This is a genomic window from Nocardia vermiculata NBRC 100427 (assembly GCF_001613265.1).
Taxonomy (GTDB): Bacteria; Actinomycetota; Actinomycetes; order Mycobacteriales; family Mycobacteriaceae; genus Nocardia; species Nocardia vermiculata.
In genome coordinates, this window is the sequence record NZ_BDCA01000022.1 from 1 (window position 1) to 22,780 (window position 22,780).

Genomic DNA, 22,780 nt, shown 5'->3' on the forward strand with positions numbered 1-22,780 from the left:
CTCGCTGCACGACACCGGCGTCCGCACCCCCGGTTCGATCGACATACCGGGCACGGCCACCTTCGCGCTCGGGCTCACCGCGCTGCTGACCGGGATCACCTACGGTATTCAGCCGCACGGCGACTCCAAGACGGGCTGGACCAACCCCTGGGTCCTCGGCGCCGTCATCGGGGGCATCGCACTGCTGGCACTGTTCTGTGTCATCGAGTCCAAGTCGAAGCGTCCGATGTTCCAGATGTCGCTGCTGCGCAATCGCACCTTCGCGCTGGGCAACCTGGCCGGCCTGATGGGCTCGATCAGTCGTGGTGGCATGCAGTTCATGCTGATCGTGTGGCTGCAGGGCATCTGGTTGCCGCTACACGGTGTCGACTTCGAATCCACCCCGCTGTGGGCAGCGATCTACATGCTTCCACTCACCGTCGGATTCCTGCTCTCGGGTCCCGCCTCGGGCTGGTTGTCCGATCGCTACGGCCCCCGCTATTTCGCCGCCGGCGGCCTGCTGCTCGCGGCGGTCACCTTCGTGCTGCTGGTCGTGATCCCGGTCGACTTCAACTACTGGCTGTTCGCCCTCATCATTCTGCTCAACGGTCTCGGCATGGGGATCTTCACCTCGCCCAACACCGCCGAGATCATGTCCTCGGTACCCGCTTCGCAACGCGGTGTCGCCTCGGGTATGCGAGCCACCCTGATGAACGGCGGCCAGGCACTGTCGATCGGCATCTTCTTCTCGCTGATGATCGTGGGCCTGTCCACCACTCTTCCCTCGGCCATGAATTCCAGCCTCCGGTCGCAGGGCGTCCCCGCGGACGTGGCACAGAACATGGCCGATATGCCACCGGTAGGCAGCCTGTTCGCCACCTTCCTCGGGTACAACCCGTTCAAGGAGCTTCTCCCTGCGGACACCCTGAGCCGGCCGGGCGTGCACAGCGATGTCCTCACCGGGCAGGAGTTCTTCCCGCACCTGATCTCCGGCCCGTTCCACTCCGGTCTGGTCGTGGTGTTTCTCGCCGCGGCGGTCATGATGCTGATCGGCTCGATCGCGTCGTGGTTCGCCGGTGGCAAGTACGACAACGGCGACGAGGAAGCCGAACTCGACGAAGCTGTGCGAGAAGGCATACTGAGTGCATCCGACATCGCCGACGACGGGGACGCCGACGGCGCGAGCACTCGCGTAGGAGCGACAACGGGATGACCCAGCAGGAGCGCACGCGCAGTACCGAGGAACTCGCCGAGGCCGCGGACCTGTATTTCGCGCTCGGCCGGATCACTCGACTACTGCGTCGCTCCGGCGATCTGGGCTCGCTGAGTCCCGGTTCGGCGGCGGCACTGGGCACGCTTGTTCGCAGCGGCCCGATGCGCCTGGGCGATCTCGCTGCCGCCGAACACGTCACTGCGCCGACGATGTCACGCATCGTGGCAGGACTGGAACGGTACGGCTATCTGGGCCGAACCGCCGACCCCGCCGACGGCCGCGCGCAACTGCTGACGGCGACCGACGAGGCGAAATCTCTGGTGAACGGGCTCACCTCCGCCCGGATCCAGCGCTTCGCCGACGCCCTGGACGATATCGATGCCGAGCAGCGCCACACCATGCAGGAAGCGCTCGCGATCCTCATCGGCAGGCTCGACGACTGATTCGGCCACGAACGCTTGACTTGGAGTGCGCTCCAAGTCGTAGCGTCGACGCGGTGAGGTCAGGTGAACTCACATCCGATCCGATGCCACCTCAGGAGGACCGACCGCAATGATCGCGACCAGGAAGCTCGGCGAATTGACCGTCGGCGCACAGGGACTCGGCTGCATGGGGATGAGCCAGGCCTACGGTGTGCGCGACAACGACGACGAGTCGATCGCCACCATCCATCGCGCCCTGGACCTCGGGGTGACACTGTTGGACACGGCGAACGTCTACGGTGCCGGAGTCAACGAGGAATTGGTCGGGCGCGCCATCGCCGACCGGCGCGATCGTGTCGTACTCGCCACCAAATTCGGCATCGTCTGGGATGCCGACGGCGGTATGGGTGCCCGCGGCGATGCCGCCTACGTCGCACAGTGCTGCGACGAATCGCTGCGCCGACTCGGCGTGGACCACATCGATCTCTACTATCAGCACCGTGTCGATCCGAATGTGCCGATCGAGGAGACCTGGGGCGCGCTGTCGGAACTGGTGACCGCGGGCAAGGTGCGCTATCTCGGCATCTCCGAAGCATCTGCGGCGACCATCCGGCGCGCACACGCCGTCCACCCGGTCACCGCGTTGCAAAGCGAATGGTCGCTGTGGACACGCGGAATCGAGGCCGAGATCGCGCCCACGTGCCGTGAACTCGGCATCGGCATCGTGCCGTTCTCCCCGCTGGGACGCGGGTTCCTGACCGGCGCGATCACCTCCACCGCCGAACTTCCGGCCGACGATTTGCGTCGCAACCTGCCACGGTTCTCCGAGGACAACATCGACCGCAACCTGGCGGTCGTCGAGGAGTTGCGCGCGATGGCCGATGAGAAGGGAGTCACCGCCGGTCAGCTGGCCTTGGCCTGGGTACAGCACCGTGGACCGGATGTGGTCCCGATCCCCGGCACCAAGCGTCGCACCTACCTCGAGCAGAACGTCGCCGCGGCCGACATCGAACTCGGGGCCGACGATCTCGCCCGGATCGAGGCCGCAGCGCCGGCCACGGCCTTCGCCGGTGAACGCTATCCGGAACGGCTGGCCCGCGCCGCGGGTAAATAGCCCATCATCGGGCGGCTTCGACAGTCAGAGTGACCGGTGTGTCCGCGGCGACGGACGTACCGGCCTCGGGCTGCTGGGCGGAGATCGTCCACGGTGTGGTCGCCGCAGTGGGGTCGTTCTTCACATCACGGCCGTCGGCCGTGGTGACGGCGGCGATCGTGAAGCACAGGCCCTCGCCGACCACGGTCTTGCCCAGCGGCTTGCCGTGGAAGTCGGGCAGTGCCCGTGGCCAGGCTCCGCTGCAGTCCGCGGCCGCCGTCGATCCGTTTCCGGCGCTCGTCGGTTGCGCGGCTGCGGTATCCGCCACGGCGGTATCGTCGGTGGCGCCACCGCAGCCGCCGACTGCGAGGACTACAGCGAACAGGGATGCGGCGAATGCGATGCGGCGCATGGATTTCCTTCGTATCGAACGGTCTGCCGACCGATGCCGGCACCGCACCCTATCCGCGATCGGCACGACGATCGAATCGAAATCCACGGCGCTGCGAGCGACGTGGTCGGCGGCCGTTCGGAACACCCCACAGCGCATACGCCGGGCGATGAGCTCCGAGGGACACCGCACATCTCGGACCCCACCCGATACCGATGCCGGCACCAGCGTTTTCGTGGTTCCGAACGAACCGCCCGAACCGTATTCTTCTCCGAATCTCGTGCCCGGATACCGCTTTTCGTGGTCACAAACCGGTCACCGTCGAATTTCCCCGCTCCCGCACCGCTTACCATTGCCGAGAGCTCACCCGATATGCGCCAGTATTGCGTGCGATGCCGCCCGGCGACCCACCGCCAGGATCCTCCCGGCGTCACGGGAGAGTTTTTTTCTCCGCTGTGAATTGCCACACCTCGACATCGGTCCGGAATTACGGCAAATCTCCCTATGGGAATGAAATATTCACCGTGCCAACGATTTACGCCCCGATAACTGACAAATTGGGACGAAGTACTTCGTCGAGCCGGGCGTTGCCGCCGCGGCACCACACCTCTATCGTTGGTCGGCACTGGATATAAAAGAATGGAGTTGTTCCGTGCCGATCCTCGATGCCGGCTCTGCCGTGCTGAATCTGGCCAATGCGGTGACCTCGCTCGCTGCGAATGTCACCTATCTGCTGCAAGCATGGGGTCTGGCCTGATCCCTTACATCACCCGTGCAGATAATGCTCGAGGTGCTCGCGCTCGTCCTGCAGCTCCGAGATCGCGCTCTTGACCACATCCCCGATGCTCACGATGCCGACCATTCGGCCCTGCGTGATCACCGGCAGATGACGGATACGGTGCTCGGTCATCGTCGCCCGCAGGCTCTCGACCCGGTCGTCCGGCGAGCAGGTGTGCACGATCGCGGTCATGATGTCCGAGACCGGCTCGTCCAGCACTGGTGCGCCGCGCCGGTGCAGGCACCGGACCACATCGCGTTCGGACACTATCCCGGTCAGCGCGCCGTCGGCACCGCAGACGACCACCGCGCCGACATTGCGTTCGGCCAGCACTGCCAGCAGCCGGCTCACACTCGCCTCCCCCGCGATCGTGACCACTTCGGCACCCTTACTGCGTAGAACCTCCGAAATTCGCATCGTTCACCGCCTGTCCAGCCCGTTCCTGTTCGCCCTGCCCACGGCAGTTCTACCCAGGAACTGCCGACGCATACCAGGATCGCGCGTTTTCCCATCGATGACCAGCCACGATTTCGGTCGCGGCGACCGTACCGGCGACGCGACGCCACGCCCGGCGCGCATATCAATCCCCGCGAAGCTGCCCGCACACCGTCGGCCGCGGACGTACCATCCGACTGTGGCCGATGCACGTACTCCCACCGCGCTGCGGGTTCTCGTCTACAGCAGCGATGCCGACACCCGGAATCAGGTGATCACGGCGCTGGGTAAGCGTCCGCACGGCGACCTGCCCGCCTTCGAATACCGCGAAGCCGCCACCGCCCCGGTGGTGATCGAGCATCTCGACGCGGGCGAGGTCGATCTGGCCATCCTCGACGGTGAGGCCTCTCCTACCGGCGGAATGGGCCTGGCCAAACAGCTCAAGGACGAGATCGGCGCCTGCCCGCCGGTGGTCGTGCTGACCGGCCGCGCCGACGATGCGTGGCTGGCAGCCTGGTCGCGTGCCGAGGCCGTTGCGGCCCATCCGGTGGACCCGTTCGAGCTGACTGCGGCTGTCGTCGCGGCGCTGGCGGCACGTCCAGCCGCCTGACCAGCACAGTAGGTGTTGTAGGCCGCTCGAGCTCACTCCTGATTCCACCAGACATCCGATCGACGAGCCCGTAGGTGCCACGCCCGACTACGGGCACTGATTGTGTCGTTTCGTTCATAAGTGACAGTTCCGAATTCGATCAAATACCGCGGCGGAACACCAAGTATTCAGAAAGAGCGGTTGTAGGCTGTGCTGTAGCTCACAAGAGCGTAGGTGTTGATATGAATGGTCGCCCAGCCCGCCGCCTGCCTGTCGTTGCCGCGCTCGTGTGGAGCTGCGCTTCGGGGTGAGGACTGGCCCGGCAGACGACGATGTCAGCCCCGCCTCGGCAGTTGCCGGCGAGGGAGAGGGGTTGTGCCGTTGTGAACACCCAGGTACCGACTCTTGTACTCGGTGCGATCGCGGCCGCGTTCGCACTGGGGTCAGTGTTACTGGCGGCCGTGGTCGGCCCCAAGCGCTACAACCGCGCCAAACTCGAAGCGTACGAATGCGGGATCGAACCGACACCGCACGCCATCGCCGGAGGTCCCGGAAATGCGGCCGCACAACGCTTTCCGGTGAAGTACTACCTGACCGCGATGTTGTTCATCATCTTCGATATCGAAATCGTGTTCCTGTACCCGTGGGCGATACATTTCGACGCTCTCGGTGTCTTCGGGCTGGTGGCGATGGCGCTGTTCATCTTCAATGTCTCGGTCGCCTACGCCTACGAGTGGAGGCGCGGCGGACTGAGCTGGGACTAGACCTGCCGCGCGCGACGCCCGTCGGCGCCGCGCACCGACCCGTTGTCCCGGAAACTTCCGGGACCGAGGATTCGCACACGGAAGTGAGAGTTGATCCGAGATGGGGCTCGAGGAGAAATTGCCCAGCGGCTTCCTGCTGAGCACAGTCGAACAGTTCGCCGGATATATGCGCAAGGGCTCGCTGTGGCCTGCGACGTTCGGGTTGGCGTGCTGTGCGATCGAGATGATGGCGACCGGCGCGGGGCGCTTCGACAGCGCCCGCTTCGGCATGGAGGTCTTCCGCGCCTCGCCGCGGCAAGCGGATCTGATGATCGTCGCGGGCCGGGTCAGCCAGAAGATGGCTCCGGTGCTGCGCCAGGTCTACGACCAGATGACCGAACCGAAATGGGTACTGGCCATGGGGGTCTGCGCATCATCGGGCGGCATGTTCAACAACTATGCCGTCGTCCAGGGCGTCGATCATATTGTGCCCGTTGACATCTACCTGCCGGGATGCCCGCCGCGGCCGGAGATGTTGCTGCACGCCATCATCACGCTGCACGAGAAGATCCAGCAGATGCCGATGGGCGTCGACCGCGCCGAGGCCATCCGTGCCGCCGAGGCCGCCGCGCTTGCCTCCACCCCGACCATCCAGATGAAGGGTCTGCTGCGATGACCTCCGACGAACCGGCGATCGAACCCGAAGCACGAGGCCCGTCCCCCGATCGCCCCGACGCAGAGGTCATCGGCGTGCGCCACGGCATGTTCGGAGTCACCGGTACCGGCGACACCTCCGGATACGGGCGCTTGATCCGCACTGTCGGCCTGCCCGGCGGCACACCACCGCCGTACGGGTCCTATTTCGACGAGGTCGCCGAGGCGATCGTGGACGCTCTCGGCGACGACATCTTTCACGCCGCGATCGAGAAGGTCGTGGTATTCGCCGGAGAACTGACCCTGCACGTCCACCGTGACCGGATACTCGACGTCGCACGTGCGCTACGCGACGATCCGGCGTTGCGCTTCGAGTTGTGTCTGGGTGTCGACGGCGTGCACTACCCCGACGACACCGATCGCGAACTCCACGCCTCGTATCACCTGCTGTCGATCACCCACAACCGCCGCCTGCGGGTGGAAGTGTCGGTGCCGGACGCGGATCCGCACATGCCATCGCTGTTCTCGGTGTATCCGACAACCGATTGGCACGAACGTGAGACCTACGACTTCTTCGGCATCGTCTTCGACGGTCACCCGTCCCTCGCGCGAATCCTGATGCCCGACGACTGGCACGGGCATCCGCAACGCAAGGACTACCCGCTCGGCGGTATCCCCGTCGAATACAAAGGTGCGCGCATACCGCCGCCGGACCAGCGGAGGGCATACAACTGATGAGCACCGAAACCACCCACACCGCATCCGGTTCCGGCGCCGACACACCGGCGGTGACCGTAGTCGGCCAGGACTGGGACGATGTGCGCGAAGCTCTGGACGGCGTCGCCGAGGAGCGCATCGTCGTCAACATGGGTCCGCAGCACCCGTCCACCCACGGCGTGCTCCGGCTGATCCTCGAGATCGAGGGCGAAACGGTGACCGAAGCGCGCTGCGGTATCGGCTACCTGCACACCGGAATCGAGAAGAATCTCGAATTCCGGACCTGGATGCAGGGCGTCACCTTCGTCACCCGGATGGACTATCTGGCCCCGCTGTTCAACGAGGCCGCCTACAGCCTGGCGGTGGAGAAGCTGCTCGGCATCACCGAAGCCATCCCGGAGCGGGTGAGCATCATTCGCGTCATGCTGATGGAGCTCAATCGCATTTCCTCCCATCTGGTCGCCCTGGCCACCGGCGGGATGGAGCTGGGCGCGCTGACTCCGATGCTGTTCGGATTCCGCGAACGTGAATTGATCCTCGACATCTTCGAGAACGTCACCGGCCTGCGCATGAATCACGCCTATATCCGGCCCGGCGGGCTGGCCCAGGATCTGCCGGACGACGCGGTCGGCAAGATCCGCGACCTGCTGAAGCTGATGCCGAAGCGGTTACGCGATATGGAGTTGCTGCTCAACGAGAATCCGATCTTCAAGGCCCGTACCCGCGGAGTCGGTTACTTGGACCTGGCGGCATGTATGGCGCTGGGCGTGACCGGCCCCGTGCTGCGCTCCACCGGCCTCCCTCATGATCTGCGTAAATCGCAGCCGTACTGCGGTTACGACAGCTACGAATTCGATGTCGTCACCGACAACGGGTGCGACTGCTACGGCCGCTACCTGATTCGCATCAAGGAGATGAAGGAGTCGCTGAAAATCGTCGAGCAGTGCCTGGACACCTTGCGGCCGGGACCGGTGATGGTGGAGGACAAGAAGATCGCGTGGCCCGCGGATCTGACACTCGGGGCGGACGGGCTCGGCAATTCCCCCGAACATATCGGCACCATCATGGGCACCTCGATGGAGGGACTCATTCACCATTTCAAGCTCGTCACCGAAGGGATGCGGGTACCACCGGGTCAGGTGTACTTGCCGGTGGAGTCTCCTCGCGGCGAACTCGGCGTACATCTGGTGTCCGACGGCGGAACCCGGCCCTACCGGGTGCATTTCCGCGATCCCTCGTTCACGAATCTGCAGGCCGTGGCGGCGATGTGCGAGGGCGGCATGGTCGCTGACGTCATCGCGTCGGTGGCCAGCATCGACCCGGTGATGGGTGGTGTGGACCGATGACCGCGGAACCGATCCCCGCCCCGTCGACGAGCCACGAGCCGATCGTGCTGCAACTGTCGCGGCGCCCGGCGCCGTATCCGCCGCAGCGACAACAGGAACTGCGCGCCCAGGCGCGGACCATCATCGACCGCTACCCACAGTCGCGTTCGGCACTGCTGCCACTGCTGCATCTGGTGCAGAGCGTAGACGGATACGTCACCGGCACCGGAATCGGTTTCTGCGCCGAACAACTCGGGCTCACCGACGCGGAGGTGACCGCCGTCGCCACCTTCTACTCCATGTACCGGCGGACACCGACCGGCGACTATCACGTGGGCGTGTGCACGAACACCTTGTGCGCGGTCATGGGGGGCGACGAGATCCTCGCCGAACTCGCCCGGCACCTGGAACTCGCACCCGGTGAGACCACGCCCGACGGCGCGATCACGCTGGAGCATCTGGAATGCAACGCGGCCTGCGATTACGCCCCGGTCGTCATGGTGAACTGGGAGTTCTTCGACAATCAGACCCCGGACTCGGCACGCGCACTGGCCGACGACCTGCGGTCCGGCCGAGAGGTCACCGGCACCCGCAGCGGCGCGCCGGTGTGCACATTCCGGCAGACGGCACGCGTGCTGGCCGGCTTCCCGGATACACGGGACGGCGCGAACGCCGGCGAACCCGGTACCCCCACCCTCGCAGGCCTGCGGGCAGCCCGCGACACCGAAAGTCGAACCACCGAGGAGCCACGGCACGACACCGGTAAGGGGGACCGACAATGACGCTGGCACCGGTACTGACCCGCTACTGGGACGAGCCGGACTCGTGGACGCTGGACACCTACCACCGGCACGACGGCTACCAGGCCTTGTCCCGGGCACTGGGCATGCACCCCGACGAGGTCATCGCGACCGTCAAGGACGCGGGCCTGCGCGGCCGCGGCGGGGCCGGATTCCCCACCGGAATGAAATGGGGATTCATACCGCAGGACCCGGAAGGTTCCGCCGCCGGGAAACCCCACTACCTGGTGGTCAATGCCGATGAATCCGAACCCGGCACCTGTAAGGACATCCCGCTGATGATGGCGACCCCCCATGTGCTCGTGGAGGGTGCGGTCATCGCCGCCTACGCCATCCGCGCCTCGCATGCGTTCATCTACGTGCGTGGCGAGGTGGTACCGGTGCTGCGGCGGCTGCAGACCGCAGTCGCCGAGGCCTACGCGGCCGGGTACCTGGGCCGCGACATCCTCGGCACCGGATACGATCTGGAGCTCGTCGTGCATGCCGGCGCGGGTGCCTATATCTGTGGCGAGGAGACCGCGCTGCTGGATTCGCTGGAGGGGCGGCGCGGCCAGCCACGGCTGCGCCCGCCCTTTCCCGCGGTCGCGGGCCTGTACGCGTCGCCGACCGTGGTCAACAATGTGGAATCCATTGCCAGCGTGCCCTCGATCCTGCACCGCGGCATCGAATGGTTCCGGTCGATGGGGACCGAGAAATCACCCGGATACACCCTGTATTCCCTGTCCGGGCATGTCACGCGCCCCGGCCAGTACGAGGCGGAACTCGGTGTCACCCTGCGGGAACTTCTCGGCCACGCCGGTGGTGTCCGCGCCGGGCACACGCTGAAGTTCTGGACGCCCGGCGGCTCCTCCACTCCCCTGCTCACCGCCGAACATCTCGATGTACCACTCGACTACGAGAATGTGGGTGCCGCCGGATCCATGCTCGGCACCAAGGCATTACAGATCTTCGATGACACGACCTGTGTGGTGCGGGCCGTGCTGCGCTGGACCGAGTTCTACGCCCACGAATCGTGCGGGAAATGCACCCCGTGCCGTGAAGGCACCTACTGGTTGGTGCAGCTCCTGCAACGACTCGAAGCCGGCGGCGGAACCGAGGCCGACATCGCGACGCTGCTCGACGTCGCCGACAACGTCAACGGCAAGTCCTTCTGCGCCCTCGGCGACGGCGCCGCCAGCCCCATCACCTCGTCGCTGAAGTATTTCCGCGCCGAATACGACGAACACATCCGGCTGGGCCGATGCCCACTCGATCCGGCCCGCTCCGCCGCGTGGGCGCAGGCCGGAGGCGCCGCAACAGTTGCCGAAGGAGTGCGATGACAACGACGGTCGGCCGCGAGGGCAGCGGCGTGACACCCCAGGATTTCGTTACCGTCACCATCGACGGCGCCGACGTTGCAGTGCCTCCCGGGACGCTACTCATCCGCGCCGCCGAACTCGCCGGCATCCAGATACCGCGTTTCTGCGACCATCCCCTGCTCGACCCGGTCGGCGCATGCCGTCAGTGTCTGGTGGAGGTCGAGGGCCAACGCAAACCGGTGGCCTCGTGCACCATCGCGGTGACCGACGGGATGGTCGCCCACACCCAGATCAGCTCACCGGTCGCGCAGAAAGCACAGACCGGGGTCATGGAACTACTGCTGATCAATCATCCGCTGGACTGCCCCGTCTGCGACAAGGGCGGGGAATGCCCACTGCAGAACCAGGCGATGTCCAGCGGCCGACCCGAATCGCGCTTCGAAGGAGTAAAACGCACCTATCCCAAACCCATACCCTTGTCGGAGGCGGTGCTGCTGGACCGCGAACGGTGCGTGCTCTGCGCCCGCTGCACCCGCTTTTCCCAGCAGATCGCCGGAGATCCGTTCATCGAACTGATGGACCGCGGCGCTCTGCAGCAGGTCGGCATCGCCACCGGAGAGCCGATGGACTCCTACTTCTCCGGGAACACGGTGCAGATCTGCCCGGTCGGCGCGCTCACCGGCACCACCTACCGTTTCCGTGCCCGCCCCTTCGACCTCGTGTCCAGTCCGGCGATCTGCGAACACTGTGCGGCCGGATGTGCTCAGCGCACCGATCACCGGCGCGGAAAGGTGCTGCGCCGCTTGGCCGGTGACGACCCTCAGGTCAACGAGGAATGGAACTGCGACAAAGGACGCTGGGCATTCGCCTACGCCACCGAACCCGACCGGCTCACCACACCGCTGGTCCGCGACGACAGCGGCACGCTGGTGCCGGCGTCGTGGCCGGAAGCGCTGACCCGAGCCGCTGCCGGACTGGGCGCAGCGCGTGGTGACACCGGTGTCCTGGTCGGCGGCAGAGTCACCGTCGAGGACGCCTACGCATACGCCAAGTTCGCCCGAACCGCGTTGCACACCAACGATATCGATTTCCGGGCCCGCGCCCATTCCCGCGAAGAGGCCGAATTCCTGGCTGCCCGGGTCGCCGGGCAGGACCTGGTGGTGGACTACGCCGCGGTGGAGGCGGCATCGGTGGTCGTCCTGGCCGGTCTCGAGCCCGAGGAGGAATGCCCGATCCTGCATCTGCGGCTGCGTAAAGCCGCCCGGAAAGCAGGGGTCGAGGTCTACTCGCTGGCTCCCTATGCCACACGCGGCCTGAAACGACTCGCGGGCCGGCTGATCCGGACCGTCCCCGGCGACGAGGCGAGGCTACTGCAGGCCCTCGCCCGTGCAGGTGCCGGAGACGAATGCCCGCCCGACCCACCGGGTCTCGACGACCTCGCCCGCGCACTTCGGAAGCCGGGAGTCGTCCTGCTGGGCGGTGAACGCCTCGCCGCACTGCCCGGCGCGCTGTCGGCGTTCGCCGCCCTCGCCGACCGAGTCGGTGCGGCGGCCGCCTGGGTGCCCCGCCGCGCCGGTGAGCGTGGCGCGCTCGAGGCTGGCGCGATGCCGAATCTGCTGCCCGGCGGGCGGCCGGTGACCGACGCCCGCGCCCGCAGACAGGTCCAGCAGGCATGGAATGCCGACGAGCTCCCGGCAACTCCCGGGCGCGACACCACCGCAATCCTCGACGCCGGCAGGCAAGCCGGAGCACTGCTCGTCGGCGGCGTCGAACTCGAGGATCTGCCCGACCCCCGCGCGGCGCTCGCCGCGGTGGACGCGGCACGGTTCGTGGTCAGCCTGGAACTGCGGGCCGGGCCCGTCACCGAACGCGCCGATGTGGTGTTTCCGGTGGCCTCCGCCATGGAGAAGGCCGGCACCTACCTCACGTGGGAAGGCAGGCCCCGGCCCTTCGACGCTGCCCTGGCGGATATGACCGTGCGCCGTCAGGCGGCACCGTTGGCCGACCATCGCGTCCTGCATGCGCTGGCCGACGCTATGGGGGTGCCATTGAGCCTGCCGACCGTGGCGGCCGCCCGAACCGAAATCGATGCGCTGGGCCGGTGGGACGGTCCACGACCACAGCCGCCGTCGTATGCACCGGCATCGATCCCGGCCACCGAAACCGGCACCGCGATCCTGGCGGGCTGGCGCTTGTTGCTCGACAACGGCCGCATGCAGGACGGCGAACCGAACCTGGCCGGCACCGCACGCCCGGCGGTGGTGCGACTCTCGGCGGCCACCGCCGCCGAAATCGCTGTCACCACAGGGGATTCGGTACGGGTGAGCACCGGGCACGGCCGGATCGTCCTGCCGGTCGAGGTATGCGAGATGCCCGACCGGGTGGCGTGGTTGCCGTGGAACTCCGGCGAGTCCGCGGTCGGCGACCGGCTCGCGACCTCGCCCGGGCACCGCGTGCGTATTCAACGAGAGGACCACCATGAGTGAGATCCCGGCCGCCGCGACGATCGCGGCCCCGGCCGACCTGTCGGCGTTCGGTCAGGATCCGTGGTGGCTCGTCGTGCTGAAGAGTGTCGGCGTTTTCGTCTTCCTGCTACTCATCCCGCTTCTCGCCGTGGTGATCGAACGCAAAGTGGTCGCGTGGATGCAGATGCGCGTCGGCCCCAACCGCGTCGGCCCGCGCGGATCGCTGCAATCCATTGCCGACGGCGTGAAAATGCTGTTCAAGGAAGACATCGTCCCGGCGATGGTCGACAAACCCATCTACATACTCGCGCCGGTGGTGGCGCTCATCCCCGCGGTCATGGCATTCGCGGTGATACCGCTGGGGCCCGAGGTGTCGATCTTCGGCACCCGCACTCCCCTGCAGCTGACCGATATGCCCGTCGGGGTGCTCTACATCCTCGCCATGACCTCCATCGGCGTCTACGGCCTGGTCCTGGCAGGCTGGTCGTCCGGATCCACCTACCCGCTGCTGGGCGGGCTGCGTTCCACCGCCCAGGTGATCTCCTACGAGATCGCGATGGCGGCGTGCTTCGCGGCCGTGTTCCTGCTGGCGGGCACCATGTCGACCTCCGGCATCGTCGACCGGCAGTGGGGCACCTGGAACGTATGGCTGCTGCTTCCGTCGTTCCTCGTGTACGCGGTCGCGATGGTCGGCGAAACCAACCGCGCCCCGTTCGATCTGCCGGAGGCCGAGGGTGAACTCGTCGGTGGCTTCCACACCGAGTACTCGTCGCTGAAGTTCGCCATGTTCATGATGGCCGAATACATCAACATGGGCACCGTGTCGGCGTTGGCGACGACCCTGTTCTTCGGTGGCTGGCATGCACCGTTCCCGATCAATCTGTGGGACGGCGCAAACTCGGGCTGGTGGCCGCTGCTGTGGTTCACCCTCAAGGTGTGGACGTTCCTGTTCGTGTTCATCTGGCTGCGCGGGACCCTGCCCCGGTTGCGTTACGACCAGTTCATGAACCTGGGATGGAAACTGCTGATCCCGGTCTCACTGCTGTGGGTGATGGTCGTGGCCACACTGAAGGTGCTGCAGGACAACGGTTACCAGGTGCAGACCGCCGGGCTCGTGATCGCCGGGGTGGTCATCTCCCTTGGCCTGCTCGCCGTGATGCTGCGTGCCGGTCGCGCCGGTGACAATCCGGCACCGGAGCCCGCGGAATCGCCGCCGTTCGCCGGTTTCCCGGTGCCCCCCATGCCCGATACGGCACCACCGGCCACCAAGGCAGGCCTGTTCGAACCGCTCGGCGGGTTCTGGGTCACGTTCGTCACCATGTTCAAGAAGAAGAACACCGAGTTCTATCCCGAACAGAAGGTGCCGACGGCACCGCGCTACCACGGTCGCCACCAACTCAACCGCCATCCGGACGGACTCGAGAAATGCATCGGCTGCGAACTGTGCGCATGGGCCTGCCCCGCCGACGCCATCTACGTGGAGGGCGCCGACAACACCGACGAACAGCGCTACTCCCCCGGTGAACGGTATGGAGCCGTGTATCAGATCAACTACCTGCGGTGCATCGGCTGCGGCCTGTGCATCGAAGCGTGCCCGACCCGGGCACTGACGATGACCAACGAGTACGAGATGGCCGACGACAACCGGGCCGGCCTGATCTACGAGAAGGATCGGCTGCTCGCACCACTCGGCGACGGTATGGTCGCGCCTCCCCATGCGGCGTATCCGGGTGCGACCGAACAGGATTACTACCTCGGTCTGGTCCCGTCGGCCCCCGGGCACGAGGCCGCTCCCGAGCCGGCCGGGTCCGAATCCGCCGCATCCGAACCCGAGGATTCCGGCCGTGCCCCCGCCGCCACCGGAGCACAACGAGGGGGCGCACGATGAACCCCGCCGTGGATATGCTAGCCGCCGGCGCCGCCCGCACCTCCACCGGTGAGGCCGTACAGTTCTGGATCCTCGCCGTCGTCGCGGTCGCCGGTGCGCTCGGTATGGTGTGCGCGCGCAAGGCCGTGTATTCGGCACTGTGCCTGGCCGCCACCATGATCACCCTGTCGGTGTTCTATATCGCACAGGATGCACTGTTCCTCGGTGTCGTACAGATCGTGGTGTACACGGGCGCGGTGATGATGCTGTTCCTGTTCGTGCTGATGCTCGTCGGCGTGGACGCGACCGAATCACTGCGGGAAACACTGCGCGGGCACCGAATCGCAGTCGTCGTGATCGGCCTCGGGTTCGGTCTGCTGTTGATCGCCGGCATCGCCCGGGGTGTACACGACGACTCCGTCGCCACTACCGGTCCCGGATTCGGGGCGGACCCGATCGCCGCACTCGGCGAACTGATCTTCATCCGGTACGTGTGGGCCTTCGAACTCACCGGCGCACTCCTGATCACCGCCACCATCGGCGCGATGGTGCTCGCCCATCGAGAACGACTGGTACCCCGTCCGACCCAGCGTGACCGGTCTCGCCGCCGACTGCGCGAGGGACACCGGATCACGCCGCTGCCCACACCCGGTGTGTACGCCCGCCACAACGCCGTCGATGTTCCGGCCCGGCTGCCCGACGGATCCTTCGCCGAGGAATCGGTCAGCACGATCCTGCGTCATCGCCGCCGACGCGCCCACACCGAAGACGCGGTACTCGGAATGCGTTCCGGGGACCCCGACAACGATCACGGCTCCCCCGACCCCCGCCCAGACGCGGCCGAGAGAAAGGCTCCGCGGTGAATCCGGACAACTACCTGTACCTGTCCGCCCTGCTGTTCACCATCGGCGCGGCCGGAGTGCTGGTGCGGCGCAACGCGATCGTGGTGTTCATGTGCGTCGAGTTGATGCTCAATGCCGTCAACCTGGCCTTCGTCACCTTCGCCCGGCAGCATCACAATCTCGACGGGCAAGTCTTCGCGTTCTTCACGATGGTCGTCGCCGCAGCCGAAGTGGTGGTCGGGCTGGCAATCATCATGTCCATCTTCCGCACCCGCCGCTCGACCTCGGTCGACGACGCCAACCTGCTGAAGTACTGACGTGGGTACCGGAAACCTGCTCTGGCTGCTGCCGGCGCTGCCCGCCGCCGGTGCGCTGATCCTGCTGCTGTCCGGACGACGAACCGACCGGTGGGGCCACTGGCTCGGTACCGCCGCCGCGCTCGCCTCGTTCGGGGTCGGAGTGTGGGCCTTCGTGGCGATGCTCGGGCGTTCGGGGCCCGAGCGCGCGGTGGCGCACAACTATTTCGACTGGGTCCCGGCCGCAGGGCTACAGGCGCAGTTCGCACTGCAACTCGACCAGTTGACGATGTGCTTCGTCCTGTTGATCACGGGCGTGGGCTCGTTGATCCACATCTATTCGGTGGGCTACATGTCCCACGACCCGGCACGGCGCCGGTTCTTCGCCTATCTGAACCTGTTCCTGGCCGCGATGCTGGTGCTGGTCATGGCCGACAACTATCTGGTGCTCTACCTCGGCTGGGAAGGTGTCGGCCTGGCGTCCTACCTGCTGATCGGATTCTGGCACGAGAAGCCGTCCGCGGCCGCGGCGGCGAAGAAGGCGTTCGTGGTCAACCGGGTCGGCGATATGGGTTTGGCGATCGCATTGTTCGTCATGTTCGCCACCTTCGGCACACTCGACTTCGGCGAGATCTTCGCGGGCGTGCCGCAGGCCGGCGAGGGCACCCTCACCGTGCTCGGGCTGTTGCTGCTGCTGGGCGCGTGCGCCAAATCTGCCCAGGTACCGCTGCAGTCCTGGCTCGGGGACGCGATGGAAGGCCCCACCCCGGTCTCGGCGCTGATCCACGCGGCGACCATGGTGACCGCGGGCGTGTACCTGATCGCACGCTCCAACGCGATCTTCGACGCCGCCCCCGGCGCCCGCGCCGCGGTACTGGTCGTCGGCGCGGTGACGCTGCTGTTCGGTGCGGTGATCGGCTGCGCGAAGGACGACATCAAGAAGGCGCTCGCCGCCTCCACCATGAGCCAGATCGGCTACATGATGCTGGCGGTCGGCCTGGGACCGATCGGCTACGCGGTGGCGATCATGCATCTGCTGACCCACGGCTTCTTCAAGGCGGGGCTGTTCCTCGGCGCCGGCTCGGTCATGCATGCGATGAACGACGAGACCGATATGCGCCGTTACGGGGGACTTCGAAAGTTTCTGCCGATCACCTTCGTTACCTTCGGACTCGGATATCTCGCGATCATCGGCGTACCGCCGTTCGCGGGATTCTTCTCCAAGGACCGCATCATCGAGGCGGCCTTCGCCTACGGCGGCGCGGGCGGCATCACACTGGGCGCGGCCGCGCTACTGGGGGCCGGCATCACCGCGTTCTACATGACGCGCGTCGTGCTGTTGACCTTCTTCGGTGAGAAGCGCTGGCACACCGACGATTCCGGGACACCGCCCCAGCCGCACGAAGCACCCGTGTCGATGACGGGGCCGATGATCGTGCTGGCCATCGGCTCGGTGTGCTCGGGTGCGGTGTTCGTCTGGGGCTCCGCACTGCAGAACTGGCTGGCACCGGTGGTCGGCGATGCACACGCCGAAAGCGAGATCCCCGCCTGGGTCGTCACCATCGCCGCGCTGGCCGTGGTGGCGGTCGGCGTCGGGGTCGCCTATCGGCAGTATGCGCGGCGACCGGTGCCCGCGACCGCCCCCGACCGAGTGCATGCCCTGACCACCGCGGCGCGGCGCGACCTCTACGGCGACGCGTTCAACGAAGCGGTGTTCATGCGTCCGGGCACCCACCTGACCCGGTCGCTGGTATTCCTGGACAACCGCGGGATCGATGGCATCGTCAATTCCGTCGCCGCGGTGATCGGTGGCCTGTCGGCACGAATCCGGCGGGCCCAAACAGGTTTCGTGCGCTCGTATGCCCTGTCCATGTTCACCGGCGCGGCACTGGTGGTCGCGGCCCTGCTGGCGGTGAGGTTGCTGTGACCGATTTCCCCTGGCTCACCACCCTATGGGTGCTTCCCCTCGTCGGCGCTGCGCTGGTCCTGGTGGTGCCGGCACCACACCGCACCGTGGCGCGGGCCACCGGTCTGATCGCCGCGCTCGCCACCCTGGGCGTCGCGATCGTCGTGGCAGTGTGTTTCGACCCGGGCGGTTCGCAGTATCAATTGATCGAATCCCACACCTGGATTCCGGCTTTCGGTGCCGGCTACACGCTGGGCGTGGACGGTATCGCGCTTGTTCTGCTGCTGTTGACCGCGGCGCTGGTGCCGCTGCTCATCGTCGCGGGCTGGGCCGACGACCGCGAAGCCGGTAGCGGGCGCCGCGTCGCTCACATCTACGTGGCGTTGACGCTCGTCGTCGAATCGATGGTGCTGGTGTCGTTCGTCTCCCTCGACATTCTGCTCTTCTACGTGTTCTTCGAAGTCATGCTGATCCCGATGTACTTCCTGATCGGCGGCTTCGGGCCTCGCACCACCGGGACGGAATCCGCCGAACAACACCTCGCGATCCGGCAGCAACGTTCTCGCGCCGCCGTGAAATTCTTGCTGTACAACCTGTTCGGTGGCCTGATCATGCTGGCCGCGGTGATCGGCTTGTACGTGCTCACCGCACGCGCGGATCTGGGCGACGGCGGCGGCACCTTCGATTTCCGTGTGGTGATGGCCGCCGCGAATTCCGGCGAGCTCGGCGCGGGCCCGGCGGTGCTCAACGCGCTGTTCCTCGGATTCATGTTCGCCTTCGCCGTCAAGGCGCCGCTGTGGCCGCTGCACACGTGGCTACCGGGCGCGGCCGTCTCGGCGACACCCGCGAGTGCGGTGCTGATGATGGCCGTCGTCGACAAGGTGGGCACCTTCGGGATGTTGCGCTACTGCCTCATGCTGTTCCCGTCCGCATCCACCACCTACGCACCGCTGATCAGTACTCTCGCGGTCATCGGCATCCTCTACGGCGCCTTGCTGGCCATCGGGCAGACCGACGTGATGCGCCTGATCGCCTACACCTCGATCTCCCACTTCGGGTTCATCATCCTGGGAATCTTCGCGATGACGAATCAGGGCGGATCCGGAGCGACCTTGTACATGGTCAATCACGGAATCTCCACCGCGGCGCTGTTCCTGATCGCCGGATTCCTGGTCTCGCGGCGCGGCACCCGCGCCATCGCCGAATTCGGCGGAATACAGAAGGTCGCGCCGGTCCTGGCGGGCACCTTCCTCATCGCGGGCCTGGCCACGCTGTCGCTTCCCGGTCTCGCACCGTTCGTCAGCGAATTCCTGGTCCTGCTCGGAACATTCACTCGATACCCGATCGCGGCCGTATTCGCCACCGGCGCGCTGGTGCTGGCAGCCCTGTACGTGCTGTGGCTCTACCAGCGGATGATGACCGGGCCCGTACGCAAAGGCAACGAACGGGTGCGGGATCTGCTGCCTCGGGAACTGGTGGTCGTGGTGCCGCTGCTGGTGGCGCTGCTGTTCCTCGGCATCTATCCGAAACCGGTACTCGACCGGATCAACCCGGCCGTGGCCGGAACCCTGACCACGATCGGTAAGCACGATCCGGCGCCGACAGTGCCACCGGACGCGGCCACCACCCCGGCCGTGACGACCCCGAGCGGAGGGAACCACCGGTGAACGATCTCCTTGCCGCGACGGTGCCGGCACCGTCGATCGAATATCACGCCCTCGCCCCGATGCTCGTGGTGTTCGGCGTCGCCGTCGCCGGGGTGCTGGTCGAGGCATTCCTCCCCGGATCGTGGCGCTACCCGATCCATCTGGTGCTCGCCCTGGGCGGACTGATCGCCGCGCTGGTCGCGGTGATCGCACTGGCCGGCACCCGCACCACGGTGGCGGTCGGCGCGGTCGCCATCGACGGGGTGACGCTGATGCTGCAGGGCATCATCCTCGTCGTGGCGATCCTCGCGGTGGGACTGATGGCCGAGCGCGGTATCGAGCCGCGACTGGCGCGTGCGAGCCGGGAAGGTCCGGGGACCTGGAGCCGCGCGGCCGCTACCCGGTCCGGTGCGCTCGTGATCGACTCGTTCACTCCGCAGGCCGCGGCCGTGCCGGGTAGCGCCGACGAGATCGCCGCAGCGCGTGCGGGTATCACCACGACCGAGGTCTTTCCGCTCACCCTGTTCGCGGTCGGCGGCATGCTGCTGTTCCCCGCGTCCAACGATCTGCTGTCGATGTTCGTCGCCCTCGAAGTCCTCTCGCTGCCGCTGTATCTGCTGTGCGGCTTGGCGCGCCGCCGGCGGTTGCTGTCGCAGGAGGCAGCGCTGAAGTACTTCCTGCTCGGCGCCTTCGCCTCCGCCTTCTTCCTCTACGGAATGGCCCTGCTCTACGGTTATGCCGGGACCGTGCGGTTCTCGGGGATCGCCGATGCGGTGGCCCGTGATTCCGGATCCAAGACTCTCGCGATCGTGGGCGTCGCGATGCTCGCGGTCGGTCTGTTGTTCAAGATCGGTGCGGTGCCGTTCCAGTCCTGGGTACCTGATGTGTATCAAGGTGCCCCGACCGCGGTCACCGCATTCATGGCCGCGGCAACCAAGATCGCGGCAGTCGGTGCACTGTTGCGCATCCTGCAGGTCGCGGTCCCGGGGCTGAGTTCGGATTGGCGCCCGATTCTGGGGGCGGTATCCATTGCCACGATGGTGCTGGGCGCCGTACTGGCGGTCACTCAGACCGACGTGAAACGCATGCTCGCCTACTCCTCGATCGCGCATGCCGGTTTCATTCTCACCGCGCTGGTCGCCGCCAATTCCGACGGAGTGTCGTCGGTGCTGTTCTATCTGGCCACCTACGGGGTGAGTACGGTCGGTGCGTTCGCGGCGGTGACGCTGGTGCGTGACCGGGTGGGTGACGAGGCGACGGGTTTGTCGGCCTGGGCCGGGCTCGGGCGCCGTTCTCCCTGGCTGGCAACATTGTTCGCGCTGTTCCTGCTCTCCTTCGCAGGGATCCCCCTGACGAGCGGGTTCATCGCCAAGTTCGCGGTTTTCGCCGCGGCCGGTACCGGTGACGCCACTGCGCTGGTGATCGTCGGCGTAATCTCCAGCGCCATCGCCGCATTCTTCTACATTCGGGTCATCGTGCAGATGTTCTTCACCGATCCGCCGGCGGAACCTCCCACGGTCGTGACGACGCCGGTGACCACGGCGATCATCGTGAGCACCGGTGCCGTCACACTGGCGCTGGGGATCGTCCCCCAGCCGCTGCTGGACCTGGCCGACCGCGCTGTGGACTTCGTGAGCGGCTGAGAGTCAGGGCTTTTTACGCTCCGAGCGGCGAAAACGCGACTGTGCCTCTAGGATCGATCGCGACAGACAACGCCGCACAGGAACCGATGCCATGACCGACCGCCCAGCCCCGGTGGATCACACCCAGCCCAGCATCGCTCGGGTATACGACTATCTGCTGGGCGGGAGCGACAACTATGCCGTGGACCGCGAGATCGGTGACTTCTTCATCAAGGATCTCCCTGGTTCGCAGGCCATCGCCTTCACCAATCGGCAGGCGATGATCCGCGCGGTCGGCGAGATCGCTCGCTCCGGTGTGCGCCAGTTCATCGACTTCGGCAGCGGACTGCCCACCGCCGACAACGTGCACCAGGTCGCTCAGCGCTATCTGGACGCACCCCGGGTGGTGTACGTCGACAACGATCCGATCGTGCTCGCACACGGCCGCGCTCTGCTCGCGGAAGACGACAACACCGTCGTTGTCCGTGCGGACCTACGCGAGCCGGAGTCGATTCTGAACACTCCGGAACTGCAGCGCCTCATCGACTTCGATCAGCCGGTGGCTCTGCTCTTCAGCGCGGTCCTGCACCACCTGAACGACGACGAGAAGCCGGGCGAGTTGGTGGCGTGGTGGACGCGGCGGATCGTGTCCGGCTCGCAGGTGTACATCTCGAGTTTCCGCTCCGGCTCCAACGAGGAGACGCGCGTGGCCGAAGCCAAGCTGCAATCGACCTTCGGTCGCGGCCGCTGGCGCTCCGACGAGGAGCTGCTGCAGCTCTTCGGCGACCTCGAGGTGCTCGATCCGGGGCTGCAGATCTGCAGCCGCTGGCATGCTGCAGCGGCCGCACCCGACGTCGCATGCATCGGTCCCGACGAGCGCGAACCCACTGTCTGGGAGCGATTGATTTCGTGCGCGCTGGCCCGGAAGCCGTAGCGCTGCACCGTCGCCGCAAGGCCTGCGCGTCGCACGCGTCTGACAGCTGAGAGGACTCGGCAGGTCTCGTCCGGGATCAGCGACGGTTCGAAGCACGCACGCCCGCGCCGGCCCGGGGACCGAGCAGGCTACCGAACCCGACCTGTTCTCCCGAAGGGCCCGGGCGCCGCACGCGCGTGGCAAGCGCAATCTCCGTCGCTCCCAACAGCATCAGGCCCACTCCCACCGATGTCGCCAGCGACGCGACCGAATCGACCGGCCACAGCACCACGACACCACCGACAAACAACGTTGCCAGGCCGTACAGTTCGCGTTGACCGGGGTCCGGTAGGTCGTCGGACCAGGCCGCGACGATCGCCTGCACGATGCCGCGGATCATCCAGCCCACGCCCACCCACATCGTCAGTACTGCGAGCCAGTCGCCGCTGCGCAGACAGCACACCGCCAGTGCGACAGCCACCACTGCGCTCAGGAATTGCAGCGCCTGGAGGCCGCTGCCGATGAGGGCACGGAAGGCGGCGAGGAACTGCCATGCCGCAGTCAGCGCTAGCGCACCGGCAAGCAATCGCTCCGTTACCAGAATGGACTTATCGGGCCAAAAGATCAGTAGCAGCCCTAGACACCAAGATCCGAAGCCGATCGCACATGCCGTCTTCCAGGCAGTGCCAGCGAATATATCCGTTCGTCCGATCACTCGGAGAGTGGGCATGGCCCCGATGATATGGCCCCGGCAGCGTTGCGCCGGGCAATTTCGCCACATCGTGT

Annotated in this window: 21 protein-coding genes; 18 read left to right on the forward strand and 3 right to left on the reverse strand. The window is 66.4% G+C overall.

Annotation, left to right across the window (positions count from 1 at the left end; all coding sequences use genetic code 11):
• The 3 genes from NV2_RS21785 to NV2_RS21795 all read left to right on the forward strand — a co-directional run.
• On the forward strand, positions 1-1,192 hold a 1,192-nt coding region (locus NV2_RS21785), incomplete at its 5' end, for an MFS transporter (protein WP_157103016.1).
• Positions 1,189-1,635, forward strand: coding sequence for a MarR family winged helix-turn-helix transcriptional regulator (locus NV2_RS21790; protein ID WP_067877559.1), 447 nt, complete (start codon positions 1,189-1,191; stop codon positions 1,633-1,635). The genes NV2_RS21785 and NV2_RS21790, both read left to right, overlap by 4 nt.
• Positions 1,636-1,744: 109 nt before the next feature.
• Positions 1,745-2,728 carry an aldo/keto reductase gene (locus NV2_RS21795; RefSeq protein WP_067877562.1) on the forward strand — a complete coding sequence of 328 codons (984 nt, stop codon included), beginning with the start codon at positions 1,745-1,747 and terminating at the stop codon, positions 2,726-2,728.
• Positions 2,729-2,732: 4 nt separating this feature from the next.
• Here NV2_RS21795 and NV2_RS21800 read toward each other — a convergent pair whose 3' ends face one another.
• Both NV2_RS21800 and NV2_RS21805 read right to left on the reverse strand, forming a co-directional pair.
• Positions 2,733-3,119: a PASTA domain-containing protein gene (locus tag NV2_RS21800; protein WP_157103017.1), complete on the reverse strand. Its 387-nt coding sequence runs from the start codon at positions 3,117-3,119 to the stop codon at positions 2,733-2,735.
• Positions 3,120-3,864: 745 nt separating this feature from the next.
• Positions 3,865-4,293 carry a CBS domain-containing protein gene (locus tag NV2_RS21805; protein WP_067877567.1) on the reverse strand — a complete coding sequence of 143 codons (429 nt, stop codon included), beginning with the start codon at positions 4,291-4,293 and terminating at the stop codon, positions 3,865-3,867.
• Positions 4,294-4,510: 217 nt separating this feature from the next.
• On the opposite strand from NV2_RS21805, the gene NV2_RS21810 reads away from it, so the two are divergent.
• The 15 genes from NV2_RS21810 (at position 4,511) to NV2_RS21880 (ending at position 22,015) form a co-directional block, all read left to right on the forward strand.
• Positions 4,511-4,921: an Rv3143 family two-component system response regulator gene (locus NV2_RS21810; protein WP_157103018.1), complete on the forward strand. Its 411-nt coding sequence runs from the start codon at positions 4,511-4,513 to the stop codon at positions 4,919-4,921.
• A gap of 362 nt (positions 4,922-5,283) precedes the next feature.
• A complete protein-coding gene (locus tag NV2_RS21815) occupies positions 5,284-5,664 on the forward strand; it encodes an NADH-quinone oxidoreductase subunit A (RefSeq protein ID WP_067877569.1) in 381 nt (126 codons plus the stop codon).
• Positions 5,665-5,764: 100 nt separating this feature from the next.
• Positions 5,765-6,319, forward strand: coding sequence for a NuoB/complex I 20 kDa subunit family protein (locus NV2_RS21820; protein WP_067877572.1), 555 nt, complete (start codon positions 5,765-5,767; stop codon positions 6,317-6,319).
• Positions 6,316-7,032: an NADH-quinone oxidoreductase subunit C gene (locus tag NV2_RS21825; RefSeq protein ID WP_067877574.1), complete on the forward strand. Its 717-nt coding sequence runs from the start codon at positions 6,316-6,318 to the stop codon at positions 7,030-7,032. The genes NV2_RS21820 and NV2_RS21825 overlap by 4 nt, the downstream gene beginning before the upstream one ends.
• Positions 7,032-8,360 (forward strand): NADH-quinone oxidoreductase subunit D, encoded by a 1,329-nt coding sequence (locus NV2_RS21830; protein WP_067877578.1) that lies wholly within the window; start codon positions 7,032-7,034, stop codon positions 8,358-8,360. The genes NV2_RS21825 and NV2_RS21830 overlap by 1 nt, the downstream gene beginning before the upstream one ends.
• Complete coding sequence (nuoE, locus tag NV2_RS21835; RefSeq protein ID WP_084475247.1) at positions 8,357-9,121, forward strand: NADH-quinone oxidoreductase subunit NuoE; 765 nt, start codon at positions 8,357-8,359, stop codon at positions 9,119-9,121. Before NV2_RS21830 ends, nuoE begins: the two co-directional genes overlap by 4 nt.
• Positions 9,118-10,458 carry an NADH-quinone oxidoreductase subunit NuoF gene (gene nuoF, locus NV2_RS21840; protein WP_067877582.1) on the forward strand — a complete coding sequence of 447 codons (1,341 nt, stop codon included), beginning with the start codon at positions 9,118-9,120 and terminating at the stop codon, positions 10,456-10,458. Before nuoE ends, nuoF begins: the two co-directional genes overlap by 4 nt.
• Complete coding sequence (locus NV2_RS21845; protein ID WP_067877584.1) at positions 10,455-12,923, forward strand: NADH-quinone oxidoreductase subunit G; 2,469 nt, start codon at positions 10,455-10,457, stop codon at positions 12,921-12,923. Before nuoF ends, NV2_RS21845 begins: the two co-directional genes overlap by 4 nt.
• Entirely contained in the window at positions 12,916-14,790 is a 1,875-nt protein-coding gene (nuoH, locus tag NV2_RS32365) for an NADH-quinone oxidoreductase subunit NuoH (RefSeq protein WP_084475249.1), read from the forward strand. The genes NV2_RS21845 and nuoH overlap by 8 nt, the downstream gene beginning before the upstream one ends.
• 14 nt (positions 14,791-14,804) lie before the next feature.
• Positions 14,805-15,632: an NADH-quinone oxidoreductase subunit J gene (locus NV2_RS21855; protein WP_245662738.1), complete on the forward strand. Its 828-nt coding sequence runs from the start codon at positions 14,805-14,807 to the stop codon at positions 15,630-15,632.
• Positions 15,629-15,928, forward strand: a complete 300-nt coding sequence (gene nuoK, locus NV2_RS21860; protein WP_067877589.1) for an NADH-quinone oxidoreductase subunit NuoK — start codon at positions 15,629-15,631, stop codon at positions 15,926-15,928. Before NV2_RS21855 ends, nuoK begins: the two co-directional genes overlap by 4 nt.
• Position 15,929: 1 nt before the next feature.
• Positions 15,930-17,834, forward strand: a complete 1,905-nt coding sequence (gene nuoL / locus NV2_RS21865; RefSeq protein WP_067877592.1) for an NADH-quinone oxidoreductase subunit L — start codon at positions 15,930-15,932, stop codon at positions 17,832-17,834.
• Positions 17,831-19,480 (forward strand): NADH-quinone oxidoreductase subunit M, encoded by a 1,650-nt coding sequence (locus NV2_RS21870; protein WP_067877595.1) that lies wholly within the window; start codon positions 17,831-17,833, stop codon positions 19,478-19,480. Before nuoL ends, NV2_RS21870 begins: the two co-directional genes overlap by 4 nt.
• On the forward strand, positions 19,477-21,102 hold the full coding sequence (gene nuoN, locus NV2_RS21875) for an NADH-quinone oxidoreductase subunit NuoN (protein ID WP_067877598.1): 1,626 nt from the start codon (positions 19,477-19,479) through the stop codon (positions 21,100-21,102). The genes NV2_RS21870 and nuoN overlap by 4 nt, the downstream gene beginning before the upstream one ends.
• Positions 21,103-21,193: 91 nt before the next feature.
• Positions 21,194-22,015: an SAM-dependent methyltransferase gene (locus tag NV2_RS21880; RefSeq protein ID WP_067877601.1), complete on the forward strand. Its 822-nt coding sequence runs from the start codon at positions 21,194-21,196 to the stop codon at positions 22,013-22,015.
• A gap of 76 nt (positions 22,016-22,091) precedes the next feature.
• On the opposite strand, the gene NV2_RS21885 is transcribed toward NV2_RS21880, so the two are convergent.
• The gene (locus tag NV2_RS21885) at positions 22,092-22,724 is read right to left on the reverse strand and encodes a DUF308 domain-containing protein (protein ID WP_169811551.1); all 633 of its coding nucleotides are present in this window, start codon (positions 22,722-22,724) and stop codon (positions 22,092-22,094) included.
• Positions 22,725-22,780 lie beyond the last annotated feature (56 nt).